Origin of the sequence: Spirosoma foliorum (genome assembly GCF_014117325.1) — a bacterium.
GTDB classification, from domain to species: Bacteria; Bacteroidota; Bacteroidia; order Cytophagales; family Spirosomataceae; genus Spirosoma; species Spirosoma foliorum.
In genome coordinates this window covers 2,609,099-2,624,791 of the sequence record NZ_CP059732.1, presented here as the reverse complement: position 1 = coordinate 2,624,791, position 15,693 = coordinate 2,609,099, and the positions used below count along the sequence as shown (strand labels likewise).

Here is a 15,693-nt window from a genome sequence, read left to right as displayed (position 1 = left end):
CCCCTGCGTAGTCGACCTCGATATGGATTTGTAATTCCCGGTCGGAGGTAACATAGAAGCCCGATGCCTCCCAATAATCCTGGCAGGCTAGTGAGAAGTCGTACTTCTGGGAAGAATGGGGTCGAAAAAATCGTCTTTTTCGTCCTCTGTTGATAAGGCTGCGGGAGAATCGGTGGGGAGCAGTTCGATGATACTACCCGTATACCCTTCGCGCAGAAAGCTTAGCCGAAAACGGGCAGGCGTTAGTCCTACCGAATCGGTATACGCTTCAAAGAAAGAGTATTGATATTGAACTGCTAGGGCCACTTTGGGAGCATACCGCGCTAAAAAGCGGTGTTAGCCCAAATTTCCCACGTAGAATTGGTGGATTTAATCGCCTTTTGGCGAGGGTATAGACAAAAAAATACCCACTTTTTAGGGTGGGTAGAGGTAGAATATACGCTAATCGTACATTAACGATGGGAGGACAGTAAGGCTACACTTAATGCGATCGCAAGTCCAGAACCAATGCCGAAATTACTCCAGACCTTTTTCGACTTTATACGCCGTGCCTCCTGAGTGTATCCGGCAACGTAATTAGGATTTTGTGCGAGTCTAACGTTTGGCATACCTAGCCGTTCCGGCGTCGGCGGGGTTGATGAACATGCCGCAGCAGGAATAAGACCAATAATGGGTCCAAATAAAAAGGAAGTGAAAAATGTACCCGTTCCTGCGCCAGTATAGCCTTTGTAATATCTATTGGCGTCAACCTGACCTCGCAACAAGTCTGCATTGTTCTGATAAATTGAAGCTTCTGAGTTGCTGTTTCCCGTTGGCGATCCAACCTCTTCTGCCTTTTTTACAAGGATCATATTACTAAATGCACGATTGACCTTTATGTTGGTTCCGTTTTTATTTAGGTCAATAACAGCCTTTGCCCTTCTTTTATTGACTTCAATTACTTTGCCTTGACACATTACGCCAAAATAGTCGGTAGCAATTATGTCGCCTATATCAAAACTTCCGGGATGTGAGACATCGGCGGTTATAGTTGGGTCGACATACGAAGCACCTGGGGAGTCTTGTATTATTTTTTCCACCACTCCATTTTCGTATTGAATAGAGGTGGCGGTGCTTTTTAGAATTGTAATCATCGGCCCATTCGGATTATCGAAGCGCTTATACTTGATTTCGGCGGGGGTTATCTCCTGAACCTTTACTTTTAACTCATCGCCATTCTTAAACTTTAAAATGTCTTGAGCAATCGAGTTGATGCAATTGCAAGTTAGGATTGCGAAAAACGCAACAGAAAGGGATATGTGCTTCACGGTGGGAAGTTTTAGGTGAGTTTTCCACCAAAGCACTACAATTTCAGCAAATACTCAAATTCACTTTAGTAAACGGTAGGTATGGGCATGAAAAAGCCCCGTTGTGGGCGGGGCTAGATGGTTTCTATTATTCACCCAAGCCTTCATTAGCCTTATTCCGAATATCGCTCAAAGTCGCCCTGTAGAGTGCAATGTCTTTCATTTGTTCAGGTAGAAGCAAAATCGGAGGTTCGCCACTCAGAACGTAATTCAAATTTACATTAGGGTTGTTTTTCTTGAACGCACTTAGATGGCCAGCTCCTAAATGACTCTCATCATTCATGTGCTGATAAAGTCGCTTGGCATGATTTAGTCCCATTCCCCTGGCTGCATCGGATATAGACAGCCCAAGGGCTTCGATAACATCCCGAAGCCAAAAGCCCTTCACCTCTCCTAATACTTTCGTCACCCTTAGTCTCTTTCCCGTAAACATACCCTGTCTGTAATATTTTACACAATACTATGAAATATATTACACATTATTGTTTGTTATTGTGAAATATATTACACAATTTTGATTTAGTAATTCACAAAATCAAAACAGCAATGGAACAAGGTCTGATGCTCGTCAAAGACGAGAAGGTTGATTTGACAAAAGGGAATCCGGGGTTGAAAAACGTAAACGTCGGCATGGGGTGGGACGTTTCAGGCGGTGCATCAAGTTATGATTTAGACGCCTTTGCGTTTGCTTTAACGGCAAACTTTAAGCTGGCCAGTAATAATGATGTATTGTTCTTTGGAAACAAAAGCATTTTAGGCGGGAAAATAAAGCACTCAGGCGACAATCTAACTGGCGCAGGGGATGGTGACGACGAGACAATTAACATTAAGCTTTCTGAGCTTCCCGACAATGTTGAAGCAATCATTTTAGGGGTCAACATCTATCAGGCTGAACAGAAGCGCCAACGTTTCGGCATGGTAAAAAACGCATTCATTCGACTGTATGACGCGGATAGCAAACAGGAGTTAATGCGCTACGACTTGTCTGAGGATGGCGGTTCGGCAACTGGCTTTGTACTCGGAAAAATGTACAAACACAACGGCGAATGGAAGTTTCAATCTGAAAGCTTTCCGTCAAATGGAGATATTAATCAAATAGCCGCTCAATACCGATAGGAGCTAATGGCCATTAAGCAAATCAGTTTCGATTTCTGGAACACGTTATTTCGAGCCAATCCAGCCTATGGGGAGGCTCGAAATAAGTATTTGGCCGAAAGTAAGTTCAACCTAAACGGTCTATCCGCCAGTGAGGTGCATGACGCCTATAAATCCGTTGATTGGCGAATTGATTGGCTGATTGACCGTACAGGCTATTCCTACGCACCGGTTCAACTCTACGGAATGGTAGCTTATGAATTGGGTTACCATCAGGCTACTAGCGGTGATTTGTTGAGTATGGGTGAGGCCTTTGCCGAGTTATTTCAAAAGCACCCTCCAACTCTATATAGTCCAGACACACTTCATGTACTTAAGGAGTTATCAGGTCTGAGTTATGGGATAAGTATTGGTTCGAATACGGGTTTTATTCCAGGTTCATTATTGCGAAATGTTTGCTTAGAGCCATTAGATATTGAGTTCAATTTCATGGTTTTCTCTGATGAGATTCACTATGCAAAACCACACGCTGGATTCTTTGGAGAGGTTTACGGAAAGGCAGATAATGTGTTTCGATTTAGAGGTATTAATAGAAAGCAAATTCTACACATTGGTGATAATCTAATAACTGATGTTGCCGGACCAATGGCGGCTGGACTGGATGCTTTCCTGATAAATGATGGCACGTTTACCATTTCCGATCTAATGACCAAAATCAGCCACGAAGCTAATGTATAATCGATTCGCTGCCCACTACTTTACGACTCAGAACGATATACCGTTTTGTCCTGACCAATACAGCAGGTTTAAGTTCGGGTCAAACGAACTGGCTAAACAATTTGGCTATGAACTGGCCCAAAAGTTCTTCGACAAACACGCTGACTTGCTGCTGTCGAATAAAGTAGTCGTCTTTGCATCGCCCTACAATTTCGTTCAGAATGCCGCGTCAATTATGGCGAATCATTTTGTCCATAAGCTAAACCGCTTGCTGGTAAACGCTAACGGTCAACACGTTGAAACCAGTGTGATTCATCGGCGGGTAACGTACGTGAACGACTATGGTTTCTTGAGCAAAGAGAAACGTAAATCATTGATCAGTAACGATACGTTTTACCTCAACAAGAAATTCATCAAGGGTAAAGTCCTGTTGTTTTTGGATGATATACGTATCACAGGTACGCACGAAGATAAATTGATTGAGTTAATACAGGCCGAGAAGCTGACCAACAACTGCATGTTCCTGTACTATGCTGAATTGCTGGGTGATTCGGTAGGGGCTGATATTGAAGCGTATCTAAACCTACACGCTATTAAGAGCCCCCAAAACCTATTGTCGGTTATGGAGCAGGAAGGGGCTCATTATAATCTGATTGTCCGACCGATTAAGTATCTGATGGGTCAACCTGCACCTGAATTTTTGATAGCCCTACACGCCATGCCCAAACCATTGCGAGAGGAACTGTACTACAGTTGTCTGGGTGAGGGCTACTACTGCGTACCGGCTTATCAAACCAATTTCATTCAACTATCAACCTGTATCTAATGGAAATCATCGGACTACTATTAACCCTGTTAAATATTGCCCTTTTGGAGTGTAGCTTATCGCTAGACAATGCCAGCGTGATCGCCCTCATCGTAAAAGACTTAAAGTCAGAGGAGCGAGAAAAGGCGCGGTATTATGGTTTGCTCGGAGCTATGATCTTTCGGGGATTGTCGCTGTTTATTGTGGCTTGGGTGATTCATTTCTGGCCACTTAAAATATTGGGTGGACTATATCTAATGCGACTCGGTTATACAGGACTTACACCAGTCATTGATTCACCCGAAGAAGGAAATGTAAGCTGGCTATCCTTTCTGGAGAAGCGAATGGGTAAATTCTGGTTTACCGTCTTATCGGTTGAGGTAATGGATATAGTATTTAGCCTGGATAACCTTGTTGCTGTTGTATCAATGTCCTCTAATTTCTGGGTGATATTTACGGGTATAGCGATTGGCATTCTAGCCATGCGATTTGCCTCAAAAATATTCTCAATTCTCCTAGAACGTTACCCTCAGGTTGAGAAAATGGCGTTCTATGTGGTGATTGTACTTGGCATAAAGATCGGCGTGTCAGGTATTGCTGATGGCTTTGACATTGTTTGGCTGCTTTCCATTCTGGAGGGCCACGCTACCGATGCCATATTCTCAGTATTGATTGTGGGTTTATTCGCCTATCCGGTTATTGCTAGTTGGTTTAGTGGTAAACAACGAGTCGCCCACTAGTCAATAGTAGTACTTTGATTTGAACGCCCAGGCTGATGGCTTGGGCGTTTTTTTTGTGCAATATAAAGCCCCAACCGGGATGGAAGGGGCTTTATTTAATATCCGCCAGAAGGTTGATTGCCTTTACCTCAACTGTTTGCAATCAATTAAGTTATTACGCGCTCGCCCGCTTTGTATACCGCCCGGCCACGGTCAATGTACGCTTGTGCACATACAAATATAAACAAAAAAGCCGAAGCAAGTGCCCCGGCTCCTTGCCAAACCAACCTAATTATGCCCCTACACACCCCGCGACCTTGCGCTTGGCGTTGTTCTTGGTGAATTGTCGCATGTAGGACACGAAATCGGTGTAGGCCCGTTCGTGTTTATCATCTACGCGTTCATGAATCTTTTCTGTTTCCTCGTAAGCCTTAACATGCGTCATGCCGTGCTCACGTAACTTTTGTACATGAGCCGCAAACCCGGATGGCTTTAGGATATTGGCTTCTTCGCGTGTGAACATTAGCGGAATGTTTTCTTTTGTTTTTGAGCGAGTTCGATGGCCAGCAGCAGCGCTCCGCCCGATATCCGTGCGTCGCCTGTCACCTGAACATCTACCTTTGTACGGCCACCAGGATCATAATTATGTGGCATGGCCTTCATGGACGGCATTAGCGAACCCATATCTTTTAGGATTCTAGCGCCGATCAAGTCTGCCCCTTTCTGGACGGGTGCAACAAATTCCCCACCCCCTGCACGAGCTTTGTGGGTTTCTGCTACCCGTATGGTTGATTCTCCAGTAAAAAAGCCACCATCTTCATAGCCTGGAGCACTTTTGCCTAGATTTGATACGCCTGCCTTTACGGACGATCCAATAGCAATCAATGCGACACCAGCAGCAATAGCAACAAATCCATTTAGGCTTTTTAGCGCCGTCTTTATGGCCTCAACCCCCAATCCTGCCGTTATTGCCATTTGACCTAACTGTTCTAGCAGTCCACCCAAGACACCTAATAGCATTTTAGGTAGTTGGTCAATGCCAGCAGTACCGGAAATGAGCGCACCGATAACTTCACCCATTCCAATCAAAGCGGTTTCTGCCGCTCGGGTAAGCCCTTCTGATATATCTCTGTTAAGATCAACGAAAGCTTTTTTTATTGGCTTAAAGGCATCAGTTAAAGACTTCAGTGTTTTATCTAAGTTTGGCAACTTTGGCTCCCCAACATCACTTTTCCCGATTTTAGCGATCACATTCCACATGTTGGACACGGCCTGCATTTTCTGCTGAACCATCGTAAACATGTTGAGCATACCCGCCAGTGTGCCACTTCCGAAGTCATTAGATTTTACCTCTGTTTGATTCGGGATAGCAATTGTGTTGAGCCTGCCCCCTAAGTCAACCGGCTTTGCATTGGCCCGCTCCTTATCGGCTTTGACCAATTCCTCAAACAACGCCTTTTGCTTGCTTCTGGAATTATCCGCCGTATCGCCGTACTGTTTTAACTCGAAGGTGAGCCGCTTTAAGATTTGCTCATTACTGGTTAAAGCAGGAACATTACTGACCTGCGCAATGGTATGGCGCTTAGTGGCGGCTGTGGCGCGGTCAATCTGAGCAGTTAACTTATCGTACTCAGCCCGAACGGCAGCCGGAACGGCCTTTCCGCCACCAACCAGGTTTTGAATCTGTTTGGCTAACGCATCCTGCCGATCCTTTGCCTTGTCGATATCAAAGCCCGAAGAGCCAACTTGATTCTTTCTAGCTGCTTCATCCGCCTGTTTTTCGCCCTGTTGAATGATGAAATACATCTGCCCATACAGACGTTTCATGAAATCCAGCCGCTTGGACAGGTCCGCTTCCCGCTTTAGTACATTGTCACTAGGAGCCTGAGACGCAAGGCCATCTAAATTAACCTGTGCCTTGCCGATTTTACCCTGAAGCTCTTTTAGGCGATCTTTTTTATCACCAGCAGACAAGCCATTAAAATCGTCTATTTCGGACTGAAACGCTCCGGTTTGACTCCGGCGAAGCCCTTTTACCGTATCGGCAATGCCATTCAGGACCTTTGTAAAAAAGGTATCTATCCCTTTGGTCTTGGAGAACTCGCTGACAAATAATTTTAACTGATCGGTTGCACGAGTGAAACCGCCTGTCATGGTGGCTACATTATTTGCCGCAGAAACCCCAAACGTTTTATCAATCTGGGTAGCTAATTTGGGCAGGAGGTCGACGGCCAATACGTCACCCGACTGGAGCATTTTGTTAAGCTCCATTGTGGTTACGCCCATTGCTTTGGCGGCTAAGCCAAACGCATTGTATAGGCGCTCGCCGACCTGTCCTTTAAGTTCTTCAGATTGTACGGTGCCTTTACTAAGCATTTGCCCAAAGGCTCGTAGTGTGCCTGTGGTGTCTTCCGTACTTAATTGTAAAGCTGCACTGGCCTTGGCCACTGATAGGAATATACGCTCAGCCTCTGCCCCTTTTAAGATCGTATCGTTTGTATTGGCTTTAAACGAAACGTAGGATTTAGACAGTGCTTCAAGTGAAAGGCCATACCTATCGGAAGCGGTGCGCAAAAAAGCCTGAGCCCTTGCAAAATCAAGTGTAGAGGTCGATACAGCCCTTAAGGAAGCATCTAGGCGCTGAAAATCAGAGATAACAACTAATCCCTGCTTTAACAGGGCTAGTGCGGCCTGGGCCGAAACAAAACCCTTGGTTAGGTTAACCAGAGAGTTTATCGGGGCATTGAATGAATTATTTAACTGATTTCCGGCCGATTGGCTAGTATATACTAGTTGCCGAATTGATGCAATTGCCTGGGTAGATCCCCGTTGTACAGCCGCGCCAAGCTGGTCACCCATTCGTTGCGCGGACTGGCCTAAATTCGCAAACTGCCGGAGAGCTGAATTGATGCCCGGTGTTAGTCCACTCAGGTCCGCCCCAATATTTACCGACAGATTGCGTTCCATTTCTACTTAATTTTCTGGCTTACTAAAAGCCTGTTTCATCATATCGATGAATACATGTGGCGGGACAAAGCCTTCTGGCTTTTTAGGAGGATCGCCGGGTAATGGCATGAATTCTTCCGGTGTGCATTGGTGTTTCTTTTCAACATTGGTGTTATACATCAATGTCAGAACTTGACGAGCCATTCGCCAATATTCGGTTTGGCGTCTGCGATACCCCACCACAATTCGCGTCCATTCCCAATAGGTCAGACACCAGAAACGGTCTCGGGGAATACCTATTTCACCGAGACCCGTTTCTTCTATTTCTCGCCACTCACTGAACCAGTCGCCGGGGTCGATTCCTTGGTGGCTTTCGTCTTTCCCGCCGAAGCATCGTTGGGCGCCGTAATGGTAGGATCAGAGAAAGCAGTAAATGAACCATTAAATGCTTCCATCAACTGAGAGAAAACGCCAGGCTTGTCAAAGAGTGACAGCAATTCTTCGTCATTATAGGCAAAGACTGTATTTTCCAATGCAACTACTGACTCAGCGCCAACTTTGATGAGCACTAACATCAGTTCAAGTTGATCCTCTTCTAGTGCTTCATTGATTTTCCCGCTCAATTCAGAGAGCTTACACTCAAAATGTTTGCAGAGCCTACGAAGGGCCGAAAGACCATAACGGACTGGAATGACGTTGCCTTTGGCGGAAGTAAGTTTGATGTATCCTGTTTCGTTTTCCATGACTAAGTGTTTGCAGCGCCAGTTACGTCGCCATCTGAGGTTAGAGTGAATGATACAGTAGCTCCGGTTTCAGTCTCCCCCGATGAATTGAAATCGGTCAGATGGAAATTGCCCGTAAACCCAAAGTCGCCGGTAACGCCGGTAGTGAACGCACAGGCTACCGATACTGTACCATTGTACATTGCCCATAGCTGCGCGTAAGTAAGGTGGCCAGACGCTGCTGTATAGTTTATAAAGGCTTCGCACTGAATCTCGCCCGACTTGAACGAGGAAATCCGTTTGCGCCAAGGCCCCGAATCCTTATTAGTTGTCTCGAAGGTTTCTTTCTTTGCGCCGAATGAAACTTTAGTTTCTTCTGAAACCAACAGAGGGGTAGAGCCGCCTGTAGGGGTTATTTTGAGCCGTAATAGAGAGCCATTAAATGCCATAATTGCGGTGAGCGAAGCCCGGTTAAATCTCTGTTAGTGTATGTTGTACCGTTATTATTTTTCGTCGTAGCCCCTTGGTATTCAGTTCGTCACTGATGTCCAGCGTGGCGGTAATTGCTGTCATCCAGACCCGAAAGCCCGGAGCTGTGAGCACTTCTGCTGTTGGTGTTGGCTTTAGTAAGCTGGTGATCAGGTTCCCAATCTCGACGCTAGGCTTTCGGCTGGACTGATCTCCGACAAAGCCGGTGACGATATCCAGATTGATTTCGCCAACCTGACCAAAACTATCCTTGGTATTGCCCGAACGTGCCTGCCAGGGGCCTAGAATCACGTAAGGAAACGTGGCCGTGTTGCTGGCTTTCTGGTCGTACACCTTTACCTCCTGCCCGTTATACGTTAGTCCTGCCAGCAGGGTGGCGTAGGCAACAGAAAGGGCAAAGGATGCGTCGTTCATTACCGGAATATCCGCCCGAGAGCGTCGTCAATTCGTTTATAGTATGCCTCGCTGTGTCGCAAAAAGGCGGGTATCAAAAAAGGCTGTGCCGCCCGGTTGATCGTTCGCTTACCCTTCCCTTTGTAGGGTCCGGCCAACTCTTCAAAGCCTTCCGGCACCTCGACCAGTCCGCCTGTCCCAAACTCCACATAGGCCCAGTATTCTACGTTAGCGCTTAAACTGGCCGCAAGGCCTCCCTTGGTAATTTCAAAGGTGATGCTCTGGCGAAGCTTGCCTGTGTCAACCGGCGCATGTTGCATCGCATCAGCCTGCATTTCCCGAATCGAGGCCTCCGTAGCGATCTGGCATTCGCGTTTTGTTCTGGGGGCCAGATTGAGCAGAAACCGTTCCAGCTCGTTGAATCCCCGAATACGGACGCTCATTGTGATAAACCCGTTAGCTGGTAGCGGTTCGCTGTAGCATCCGTGAAAGTCAGGTTCTGAATTGTCAGGCGTTGGCCTTTAACAATTACAGTCGACCCGACTTTTGGCGTGTAGCGCTTAGTTACCCACATCTTCAGCAGATACGCCTGCTTTAGTATATCCTGCGAGGCTTCCAGTGTTCGGCTGGCCTTGATCGGTGTCACCTCCACATTGCACTCGTATACAGTTTGCTCAGTGCTGATCGTACCCACACCCCCATCGGAGACGGGCACTTCGTCCAGAAACTGCGCACGTTCTACCTGCATTAGTCAAAGCGTCGTTTAGGCCCGGCCAGCACTTTCCAGTACGTGCCGGGATTGCCTGAGCCTGTCACACCACCCGCCCGAAACGAACTTGCCGCGTGCTCCAATACCGCCCCAATCAATTCATCCGGTACAGGGCGAATGCTGTCCTGCGCCCGTGAATAGCCACTTGTATAGCTAACCGTTCCAGCTTCGAAACTGCCATTGATGTAGGGAAAATCCCCGTCTGTCAAGGCATCACTCGTACCATTGTTGAATGTCACTGTACTCCCCGTTACGACTGGCGTTACGACGGGGTTCGGATTTAAAGCCCAAACCGGCCCAAACGGTAGTGGACCACCTTCATACGAAGTGTAGCGAACCACTACCGTTTGGGGCTGAATGGCTAGTCGGGTATACGATTCGACCGCACCAATTGCTGTACGAAGCAGGGCCAGTAAGGCGTTATCGTAATCCTCAATCTCCAGATCGATAGATAATCGCTGTTTCAGATCGTCTTTGTAAAATATAGCTTCCCCTGACACGCTTTGTCCAGTCTGATCGGTGACGACAACCGGCGTCCGCTCGATGACGGGAGCCAGAATAGTAGCCTGATTGGATGTGTAGGGGAAGCTCATTTACTTAGTGTCAATCTTACCGGCAGATTTATCCTCTTTGGTCTTGCGCTGGTCGGCAGGCTTGGATTCTTTTTTCTTAGCCTCAATTTCCTTTACCCGGCCATCAGCTAGTAACGGCTTGGCGTGATGGGGATAGATATGAACGGTTTCTCCTACCGCTTTGCCAAAGGCAATTGCCGTATCCGGGTGGACCAGTTCGACTTCGATTCGCTCCATCCTAGTTGGTGTTAGCCTTCAGATACGTAGCTTTTTGCGTCGACGTTTGCGTAGATGGGTTACCCCCCGCTAAGGGAACGTAGATAGCTGATAGTAACGCGGAGGCTAGCACCTGGCTGTTATTGCCTTTGCTATAGATAAATAGCTTGGCCGTAGCGCCCGCACCTTTGATGGCCACAAACACATCGCCCCGACGTGGTGACCAGTAATTTGTAGAAGCGGCTAACGTGTCTTCTAATACCAACGATCCGGTTGCCGACGTTGGGGCGGTTACTTTCGTAATAGAGCTGATGATCTGGGCGTTTGCGCTTAGGGAAGCCAGTACCAACATCAGTCCGAATACCAGTAGTTTTTTCATTGTGTTGCTATGAGATTGACATCAGGCTACTGGGTTAGAGTAGCCTGATGAGATGGGACAGATTAAGCGATGGCAGCGATAGCGTCGGTGAATGTACCCTTGATGATTGCCTGTGGCCGGTAGATTGGGAAGGCCAGGCGTTCTTCGATTACGCAGGTAACCAGGTTCTTGATTACGTTGTCACGGTCCTGGTCAAACAGGCGAACCGTTGACTGCATCCGGTCGGCGATCTCCATCCAGCGCGTGTCCAGCACAACAAACGAACCCGTATTGATGCGGTTATTCTGAATGATGGGTGTACCATCGACGGTGATCGTGTCTGTGCCGGGTAGAACCGGGAAGATATATTCACCCGTCGTCGCCTTCGATAAGCGCATTTTAGCGTAATCTTCGGGCGATACCCAAACAAAGTTTGGCACCAGGTTCAGTAAGCGAAGTTGCTTTTTAGCCGCTACCAGTACGTCAAAATAGTTTGGCGTTGTGATGCCCGTTAAGCCCCCCGCTGCAAACTGAGTTGCTACCTGGAATACGCCGGAAAGTTGTTGACCTGAGCCCGTACCGTACAGGATTTGCTGATCTTCCTTGTTTTTCAGCTCTTCCATACCCCGAGTCGTCAGGTAGGTAAGCAGGTACGGAATATCATCAATCATTTCCTCCGGCAACCGGAAAATACCCGCGATCTTACGAACGGGGGCATCTACGATATCGAAATCCCAGTCGATTTCTGGCTTTTCCGCACCTTCTGCCACCATATCAAAACCACCTTCTGATGTGGTTTCCCGTACGTAGCGAACGAGTGGCTTTTCGGTTGTGGTGGCTGGAATGGTTGGGCGTAGGTGAGCGTCGAACAGAGGGCGAATCGTTACGCCTGGACGAAGATCATACCCCTGAAAATAGGTGCCCGTCAGGTTACCCGCCGAACTCATATCGGCAACCGCTTTGATGTTGACATCAATGCTGTTTTTGCCCATCGAACCCGAGGCCATGCCTTTGATTCGGTCGACAATAGATAAACTACCTGCCTCTTTCTTGTTAAATTCCTCGAAAAGAACTTCGTTCAGGGACTTGATACTACCGGGCTTCCCTGAATTACGAAGGGTAGCGATGTCAGCGAATTTCTGATCGATCTGCGTGGCCAGTGTTTCGTGCATCTTGGCCAGCTTTTCAACCTCGGCTTTGAGGGCTGGGTCTACTTTGGTGCCGCCTTCTTTAAAGGTTTCTTCGATTTGCTTGAGCTTGGCATCAAGCGGATCGGTAATACCCTTTACCTGCGCAACTAAGGCTGTTGCTTTGGCTTCAAGGGCTGCTATGAGTTCCTGTTCGTTCATGAGCAGTGAATGCGTTACAGCGTGAGATTAAAATGGTTAGTGACTAGATCGGCGGCTTTGAGTGCGTTGTGCTGCTCCTGACTTGTAGATATCAGGGTTGCTTGTCGAGATTTCAGTGCGATACCGAATGCGTCGTGATGTTTTTGTATAAGCTTGAAACCCTCATCTGACCATTCGCCAGTATGTAGGGCTTTTTCAAGTGCATTGTAGATGGACACCATGCCCGTTAGGTTCATGGATTTAAGTTCCGTTACGGGGGTGTTTGGATTAGCTCCATAGAAGGTTAGTGTTGAGCCTTCCCAAAGCTTTAGCTCATTGAGGTAGTTGCCATCCGCCTTTTTCTCGGTCTTGCCAGGAATCTCATTGTAGCCAATTGAGTGCTCCAGATTGACGCCTTGCGCAACGGCTGCCATAACCAGTTCGGCATCTGGAATAAACTTTCCGTCAGTGCCTTTCAGGAGTTGAGAGACATAGGCAAGTCCAACCTGATCGGGGTTAAGCTCTTTGATAGAGCCAAGAAGCCAGTTAGGATTGTGATTGAGCAAATGCTTAATCTGATTTGATCCCTTTGGTCCGTGATCCTTGATAGTGCGATCAAAGGCTGACTTTGTGATAATGTCGCCATCGCTGTCTTTACTGCCAAAATGAGCGAAATAACCTTTAATGATGCCCTGTGCGGGATCAACGTCGGCAGCAGCAGAAGAAAGATTCTTAAAGAGCACGGCAGCAGTGAATGGAGTAAATTCGTTGCCGTGAAATTGGGGAGGTTAAAAGGGGTAGAACAGTGACAATGTCACGTATTATTCATAGATTGAGGTATGAAAAAGCTACATACTAGACCGTCAAAGCTACTGCCAACTATCGGCGGCCAACGAGTTAATTGGTTGGTTTATGACCAAGTCAGTTATGGGCTTGGTGTCACATGGCGTATTCGCGCCAAAGAGGGGGCATTCGCTAGTTATAAGGGTGTCCTAAAAATTGCTACTACTATTTTTAGCGACAATAGAAAGATTCCGGAATATGAGATAATTATAGGATGGAAGAAAGGCATTTTCGAGGGATACAGCGAACTGACAGGCACGTGCATTGGCGCAGAACATCTTCGGGATTTCCTATTAGATTTTGATGCAATGAAGTTGCGCGATATGTCTATATCTTTCTCGAGACATGAACTAACGCTTGATTAAAGTTTATTCCCTTTTCTGATCATACCGCTTCTTTACCCGGTCAAACGAGCTAAACCCCCCAGGATAACGCGGGTTGCCTGTAATGGCAATATGGGTGCGTTCGGCCTCTTCATAAGCCATTTCGAGGGGCAATTCGGGCGTTAGCTGCTTGACGGTATTATAAAACCCCTTTGGGGTCAGGATTTCAGATAGTTGATTGGTGAGTAAGCTCATAGCGTTGCGGGTGGGTTAGATGCCAGTTACAGTTGCGAGTAGTGTTATGTTGGTAAGGGGGGAGGCTGCGACTGATGGGCCACCCGAAAGCACGTTAATACCTAAGATTGTCACAGTGGCGTTATTGGGCTGCACAATATTCAGTACTAACTGACTGGTGGTATAGGATTTAATAGCCACATTCGGTACCTGCATTGGGTCAGTGGTATTGCGCATGGCAATAACCTGGACACTCAACACCTGACTAAAGCCAGCACTGGAAATATCCACCGTTTGCCCAATGGCCGAGGTAGGCACGAGCGTTGTGGACCATATCTTGGTAGTACCGGATACTAAACCCGAACTCGTATAAAGTGAGGCATTGCTACCATTGGTGCCCGCTGGTCCAGTTGAGCCACTAGCTCCTGTTGCGCCTTTTGGAATAACGAAATTAAGTATTGCCGCCGATGCTGTTCCGGTATTGGTTACACTAGCCGAATTTCCCGATGCTGTTGTGGTAGTCGTGCCAATGGTAATAGTTGCCGCAGTCCCCGCCTGACCTGTTGCGCCTGTCGGCCCTTGTGCTCCATCAAGCCCATTTGGTCCACGAGGTATGCCAAAGTTGAAAACGGCTGCCGATGATGTTCCTGAATTACTTACCGTCGCCGTACTGCCAGATGGTAAGGTCGTAACAGAGCCAACAGATATGGTAGCAGCCTGCCCATTTGTGCCATTTGTTCCGTTGGTACCATTCGTACCCGGATTGCCCTGGATTCCCTGCGGGCCTTGTTGCCCACCAGCTCCCATCACATTCTTCAAACTGTCAATTCTAGCCCGAATCGCAGACAAGGAAGCAGGCAGGCCCGTCACTTGCTTCATGGTTGTGACACCGTACTTATTGACGCTCATGGGCTGCTCTTTGCCTTGTCCGAAACAGCAGAACGATAGCAGCAAAAAGGGCATGAATAGGGCGTGTTTCATCACATTGTCGATAAACGGGGTGTAACAACTAACCAGGCTGGCACTGTAGCATCCATTAGGCAGAACTGAAAGCCAGGTAAATCAAACTTGTCCACAGAAATTGGATCACCAGGTGCGGCCGATATGCCTATCTTGGATGGATACGCATTCGTAAAGCCCGCAAGGAATGGGTGATTGGTGGTGTTTACATTCCCATTGGTAGCGGGTATCTGGTCTCCGTAGGTGTATAGTATCGAACCTCCTACACTGAGTACCTGAATGTCTACCTGAAGCACCGGAAATGTCTGTAGCTCGGCCGGTAGGTGGGTTGCCTGAACAGGCACTTCAATAACCTGAGTCTTTCCGAGTTTACCGTAAATCTGTGGCATGGTGGTGGTTAGTTTATCTCTTTATTGCTTGCACCGAAAATGTGTTATCCATTTGACGAGAAAAACTTACTTCATATTCGGCTCGCCCTGGCTCAAATAGATCGCTTTCAAATAGCCACATTTGCGTTGATGGATGTCGAGCCATTTCCTTTAGCTCACAAATGGGCTTCATGAACTGAGCCAATGTAGTCCAAGCCGTGAAGTCGTCACGGAATTCATTACTTATTTCAACAATACCTTCTCTTTTTTCCATTGTACCTAGTTTAAGTATTCCCGTGCTGGCACATACGCAATCGCACAACGACAGTTGCAGCATTGAGCCGCCCCGCCATTTGGATCGCCGGGATACTTCATGGGCATTACTTTAATGTCCTTATAGACAGACATAAGCCAAAAAGAACGTACATTTTACAGTTGGCACCAACACGTTCACTAAAAAGCACTAAATGCCTCTTAGGATCTTTTAGCG

At 47.3% G+C, this 15,693-nt stretch carries 26 protein-coding genes; 5 read left to right on the top strand and 21 right to left on the bottom strand.

All coding sequences use genetic code 11. The features are described 5' to 3' along the window. Positions 1–87: 87 nt before the first annotated feature. The 3 genes from H3H32_RS10870 to H3H32_RS10860 form a co-directional block, all read right to left on the bottom strand. A complete protein-coding gene (locus tag H3H32_RS10870) occupies positions 88–306 on the bottom strand; it encodes a hypothetical protein (RefSeq protein WP_182462691.1) in 219 nt (72 codons plus the stop codon). Between the two features lie 146 nt (positions 307–452). After that, a complete protein-coding gene (locus tag H3H32_RS10865) occupies positions 453–1,307 on the bottom strand; it encodes a hypothetical protein (RefSeq protein WP_182462690.1) in 855 nt (284 codons plus the stop codon). 127 nt (positions 1,308–1,434) lie between these two features. Continuing rightward, entirely contained in the window at positions 1,435–1,755 is a 321-nt protein-coding gene (locus tag H3H32_RS10860) for a hypothetical protein (protein WP_182462689.1), read from the bottom strand. Positions 1,756–1,892: 137 nt separating this feature from the next. Between H3H32_RS10860 and H3H32_RS10855 the strand changes: the two genes are divergently transcribed. From H3H32_RS10855 to H3H32_RS10840, 4 genes are read left to right on the top strand one after another with little or no spacing between them, the layout of a single operon-like run. Then, positions 1,893–2,462, top strand: coding sequence for a TerD family protein (locus H3H32_RS10855; protein ID WP_182462688.1), 570 nt, complete (start codon positions 1,893–1,895; stop codon positions 2,460–2,462). Positions 2,463–2,468: 6 nt separating this feature from the next. Then, the gene (locus H3H32_RS10850) at positions 2,469–3,179 is read left to right on the top strand and encodes an HAD family hydrolase (protein ID WP_182462687.1); all 711 of its coding nucleotides are present in this window, start codon (positions 2,469–2,471) and stop codon (positions 3,177–3,179) included. Next, on the top strand, positions 3,172–3,984 hold the full coding sequence (locus H3H32_RS10845; RefSeq protein WP_182462686.1) for a phosphoribosyltransferase family protein: 813 nt from the start codon (positions 3,172–3,174) through the stop codon (positions 3,982–3,984). The genes H3H32_RS10850 and H3H32_RS10845 overlap by 8 nt, the downstream gene beginning before the upstream one ends. Beyond that, positions 3,984–4,703 carry a TerC family protein gene (locus tag H3H32_RS10840; protein WP_182462685.1) on the top strand — a complete coding sequence of 240 codons (720 nt, stop codon included), beginning with the start codon at positions 3,984–3,986 and terminating at the stop codon, positions 4,701–4,703. The genes H3H32_RS10845 and H3H32_RS10840 overlap by 1 nt, the downstream gene beginning before the upstream one ends. 271 nt (positions 4,704–4,974) lie before the next feature. Here the strand turns inward: H3H32_RS10840 and H3H32_RS10835 are convergent, their stop codons facing one another. The 13 genes from H3H32_RS10835 to H3H32_RS10775 form a co-directional block, all read right to left on the bottom strand. Continuing rightward, positions 4,975–5,205: a hypothetical protein gene (locus H3H32_RS10835; protein WP_182462684.1), complete on the bottom strand. Its 231-nt coding sequence runs from the start codon at positions 5,203–5,205 to the stop codon at positions 4,975–4,977. After that, on the bottom strand, positions 5,205–7,649 hold the full coding sequence (locus tag H3H32_RS10830; protein WP_182462683.1) for a tape measure protein: 2,445 nt from the start codon (positions 7,647–7,649) through the stop codon (positions 5,205–5,207). Before H3H32_RS10830 ends, H3H32_RS10835 begins: the two co-directional genes overlap by 1 nt. Before the next feature lie 6 nt (positions 7,650–7,655). Next, positions 7,656–7,832: a hypothetical protein gene (locus H3H32_RS10825; protein WP_182462682.1), complete on the bottom strand. Its 177-nt coding sequence runs from the start codon at positions 7,830–7,832 to the stop codon at positions 7,656–7,658. 116 nt (positions 7,833–7,948) lie between these two features. Further along, positions 7,949–8,371, bottom strand: a complete 423-nt coding sequence (locus tag H3H32_RS10820) for a hypothetical protein (protein WP_182462681.1) — start codon at positions 8,369–8,371, stop codon at positions 7,949–7,951. 2 nt (positions 8,372–8,373) lie between these two features. Further along, the gene (locus H3H32_RS10815) at positions 8,374–8,799 is read right to left on the bottom strand and encodes a phage tail tube protein (protein WP_182462680.1); all 426 of its coding nucleotides are present in this window, start codon (positions 8,797–8,799) and stop codon (positions 8,374–8,376) included. 22 nt (positions 8,800–8,821) lie between these two features. After that, positions 8,822–9,253, bottom strand: coding sequence for a gp17 family tail completion protein (locus H3H32_RS10810; protein ID WP_182462679.1), 432 nt, complete (start codon positions 9,251–9,253; stop codon positions 8,822–8,824). After that, complete coding sequence (locus H3H32_RS10805; RefSeq protein ID WP_182462678.1) at positions 9,253–9,675, bottom strand: HK97-gp10 family putative phage morphogenesis protein; 423 nt, start codon at positions 9,673–9,675, stop codon at positions 9,253–9,255. The genes H3H32_RS10810 and H3H32_RS10805 overlap by 1 nt, the downstream gene beginning before the upstream one ends. Next, positions 9,672–9,980 carry a hypothetical protein gene (locus H3H32_RS10800; RefSeq protein ID WP_182462677.1) on the bottom strand — a complete coding sequence of 103 codons (309 nt, stop codon included), beginning with the start codon at positions 9,978–9,980 and terminating at the stop codon, positions 9,672–9,674. Before H3H32_RS10800 ends, H3H32_RS10805 begins: the two co-directional genes overlap by 4 nt. Next, on the bottom strand, positions 9,980–10,594 hold the full coding sequence (locus tag H3H32_RS10795; protein WP_182462676.1) for a phage gp6-like head-tail connector protein: 615 nt from the start codon (positions 10,592–10,594) through the stop codon (positions 9,980–9,982). Before H3H32_RS10795 ends, H3H32_RS10800 begins: the two co-directional genes overlap by 1 nt. Further along, the gene (locus H3H32_RS10790; protein ID WP_182462675.1) at positions 10,595–10,810 is read right to left on the bottom strand and encodes a hypothetical protein; all 216 of its coding nucleotides are present in this window, start codon (positions 10,808–10,810) and stop codon (positions 10,595–10,597) included. A gap of 1 nt (position 10,811) precedes the next feature. Beyond that, positions 10,812–11,168: a hypothetical protein gene (locus H3H32_RS10785; protein WP_182462674.1), complete on the bottom strand. Its 357-nt coding sequence runs from the start codon at positions 11,166–11,168 to the stop codon at positions 10,812–10,814. 62 nt (positions 11,169–11,230) lie between these two features. Beyond that, positions 11,231–12,496: a phage major capsid protein gene (locus tag H3H32_RS10780; RefSeq protein WP_182462673.1), complete on the bottom strand. Its 1,266-nt coding sequence runs from the start codon at positions 12,494–12,496 to the stop codon at positions 11,231–11,233. Positions 12,497–12,510: 14 nt separating this feature from the next. After that, a complete protein-coding gene (locus H3H32_RS10775) occupies positions 12,511–13,218 on the bottom strand; it encodes an HK97 family phage prohead protease (RefSeq protein ID WP_182462672.1) in 708 nt (235 codons plus the stop codon). A 96-nt stretch (positions 13,219–13,314) separates the two neighbouring features. Between H3H32_RS10775 and H3H32_RS10770 the strand changes: the two genes are divergently transcribed. After that, the gene (locus H3H32_RS10770) at positions 13,315–13,683 is read left to right on the top strand and encodes a hypothetical protein (protein ID WP_182462671.1); all 369 of its coding nucleotides are present in this window, start codon (positions 13,315–13,317) and stop codon (positions 13,681–13,683) included. Positions 13,684–13,686: 3 nt separating this feature from the next. Here the strand turns inward: H3H32_RS10770 and H3H32_RS10765 are convergent, their stop codons facing one another. Genes H3H32_RS10765 through H3H32_RS37830 form a run of 5 tightly spaced genes read right to left on the bottom strand, consistent with a single transcriptional unit; the run spans position 13,687 to position 15,611 of the window. Further along, positions 13,687–13,896, bottom strand: coding sequence for a hypothetical protein (locus H3H32_RS10765; protein ID WP_182462670.1), 210 nt, complete (start codon positions 13,894–13,896; stop codon positions 13,687–13,689). A gap of 15 nt (positions 13,897–13,911) precedes the next feature. Next, positions 13,912–14,856 (bottom strand): hypothetical protein, encoded by a 945-nt coding sequence (locus tag H3H32_RS10760; RefSeq protein ID WP_182462669.1) that lies wholly within the window; start codon positions 14,854–14,856, stop codon positions 13,912–13,914. After that, positions 14,856–15,224 carry a hypothetical protein gene (locus H3H32_RS10755; RefSeq protein WP_182462668.1) on the bottom strand — a complete coding sequence of 123 codons (369 nt, stop codon included), beginning with the start codon at positions 15,222–15,224 and terminating at the stop codon, positions 14,856–14,858. Before H3H32_RS10755 ends, H3H32_RS10760 begins: the two co-directional genes overlap by 1 nt. Before the next feature lie 13 nt (positions 15,225–15,237). Then, positions 15,238–15,477 (bottom strand): hypothetical protein, encoded by a 240-nt coding sequence (locus H3H32_RS10750; protein WP_182462667.1) that lies wholly within the window; start codon positions 15,475–15,477, stop codon positions 15,238–15,240. Between the two features lie 5 nt (positions 15,478–15,482). Further along, the gene (locus H3H32_RS37830; protein WP_256432989.1) at positions 15,483–15,611 is read right to left on the bottom strand and encodes a hypothetical protein; all 129 of its coding nucleotides are present in this window, start codon (positions 15,609–15,611) and stop codon (positions 15,483–15,485) included. Positions 15,612–15,693: the final 82 nt, after the last annotated feature.

Bases quoted from the DNA above. Each gene is read 5' to 3' on its own strand.
- H3H32_RS10755 (WP_182462668.1), bottom strand. From the start codon at position 15,224: ATGCCACAGATTTACGGTAAACTCGGAAAGACTCAGGTTATTGAAGTG.
- H3H32_RS10765 (WP_182462670.1), bottom strand. From the start codon at position 13,896: ATGAGCTTACTCACCAATCAACTATCTGAAATCCTGACCCCAAAGGGG.
- H3H32_RS10800 (WP_182462677.1), bottom strand. From the start codon at position 9,980: ATGCAGGTAGAACGTGCGCAGTTTCTGGACGAAGTGCCCGTCTCCGAT.
- H3H32_RS10770 (WP_182462671.1), top strand. From the start codon at position 13,315: ATGAAAAAGCTACATACTAGACCGTCAAAGCTACTGCCAACTATCGGC.
- H3H32_RS10825 (WP_182462682.1), bottom strand. From the start codon at position 7,832: ATGGCTCGTCAAGTTCTGACATTGATGTATAACACCAATGTTGAAAAG.
- H3H32_RS10830 (WP_182462683.1), bottom strand. From the start codon at position 7,649: ATGGAACGCAATCTGTCGGTAAATATTGGGGCGGACCTGAGTGGACTA.
- H3H32_RS10805 (WP_182462678.1), bottom strand. From the start codon at position 9,675: ATGAGCGTCCGTATTCGGGGATTCAACGAGCTGGAACGGTTTCTGCTC.
- H3H32_RS10790 (WP_182462675.1), bottom strand. From the start codon at position 10,810: ATGGAGCGAATCGAAGTCGAACTGGTCCACCCGGATACGGCAATTGCC.
- H3H32_RS10750 (WP_182462667.1), bottom strand. From the start codon at position 15,477: ATGGAAAAAAGAGAAGGTATTGTTGAAATAAGTAATGAATTCCGTGAC.
- H3H32_RS10810 (WP_182462679.1), bottom strand. From the start codon at position 9,253: ATGAACGACGCATCCTTTGCCCTTTCTGTTGCCTACGCCACCCTGCTG.
- H3H32_RS10850 (WP_182462687.1), top strand. From the start codon at position 2,469: ATGGCCATTAAGCAAATCAGTTTCGATTTCTGGAACACGTTATTTCGA.
- H3H32_RS10840 (WP_182462685.1), top strand. From the start codon at position 3,984: ATGGAAATCATCGGACTACTATTAACCCTGTTAAATATTGCCCTTTTG.
- H3H32_RS10760 (WP_182462669.1), bottom strand. From the start codon at position 14,856: ATGAAACACGCCCTATTCATGCCCTTTTTGCTGCTATCGTTCTGCTGT.
- H3H32_RS10795 (WP_182462676.1), bottom strand. From the start codon at position 10,594: ATGAGCTTCCCCTACACATCCAATCAGGCTACTATTCTGGCTCCCGTC.
- H3H32_RS10815 (WP_182462680.1), bottom strand. From the start codon at position 8,799: ATGGCATTTAATGGCTCTCTATTACGGCTCAAAATAACCCCTACAGGC.
- H3H32_RS10845 (WP_182462686.1), top strand. From the start codon at position 3,172: ATGTATAATCGATTCGCTGCCCACTACTTTACGACTCAGAACGATATA.
- H3H32_RS10855 (WP_182462688.1), top strand. From the start codon at position 1,893: ATGGAACAAGGTCTGATGCTCGTCAAAGACGAGAAGGTTGATTTGACA.
- H3H32_RS10835 (WP_182462684.1), bottom strand. From the start codon at position 5,205: ATGTTCACACGCGAAGAAGCCAATATCCTAAAGCCATCCGGGTTTGCG.
- H3H32_RS37830 (WP_256432989.1), bottom strand. From the start codon at position 15,611: ATGTCTGTCTATAAGGACATTAAAGTAATGCCCATGAAGTATCCCGGC.
- H3H32_RS10785 (WP_182462674.1), bottom strand. From the start codon at position 11,168: ATGAAAAAACTACTGGTATTCGGACTGATGTTGGTACTGGCTTCCCTA.
- H3H32_RS10820 (WP_182462681.1), bottom strand. From the start codon at position 8,371: ATGGAAAACGAAACAGGATACATCAAACTTACTTCCGCCAAAGGCAAC.
- H3H32_RS10780 (WP_182462673.1), bottom strand. From the start codon at position 12,496: ATGAACGAACAGGAACTCATAGCAGCCCTTGAAGCCAAAGCAACAGCC.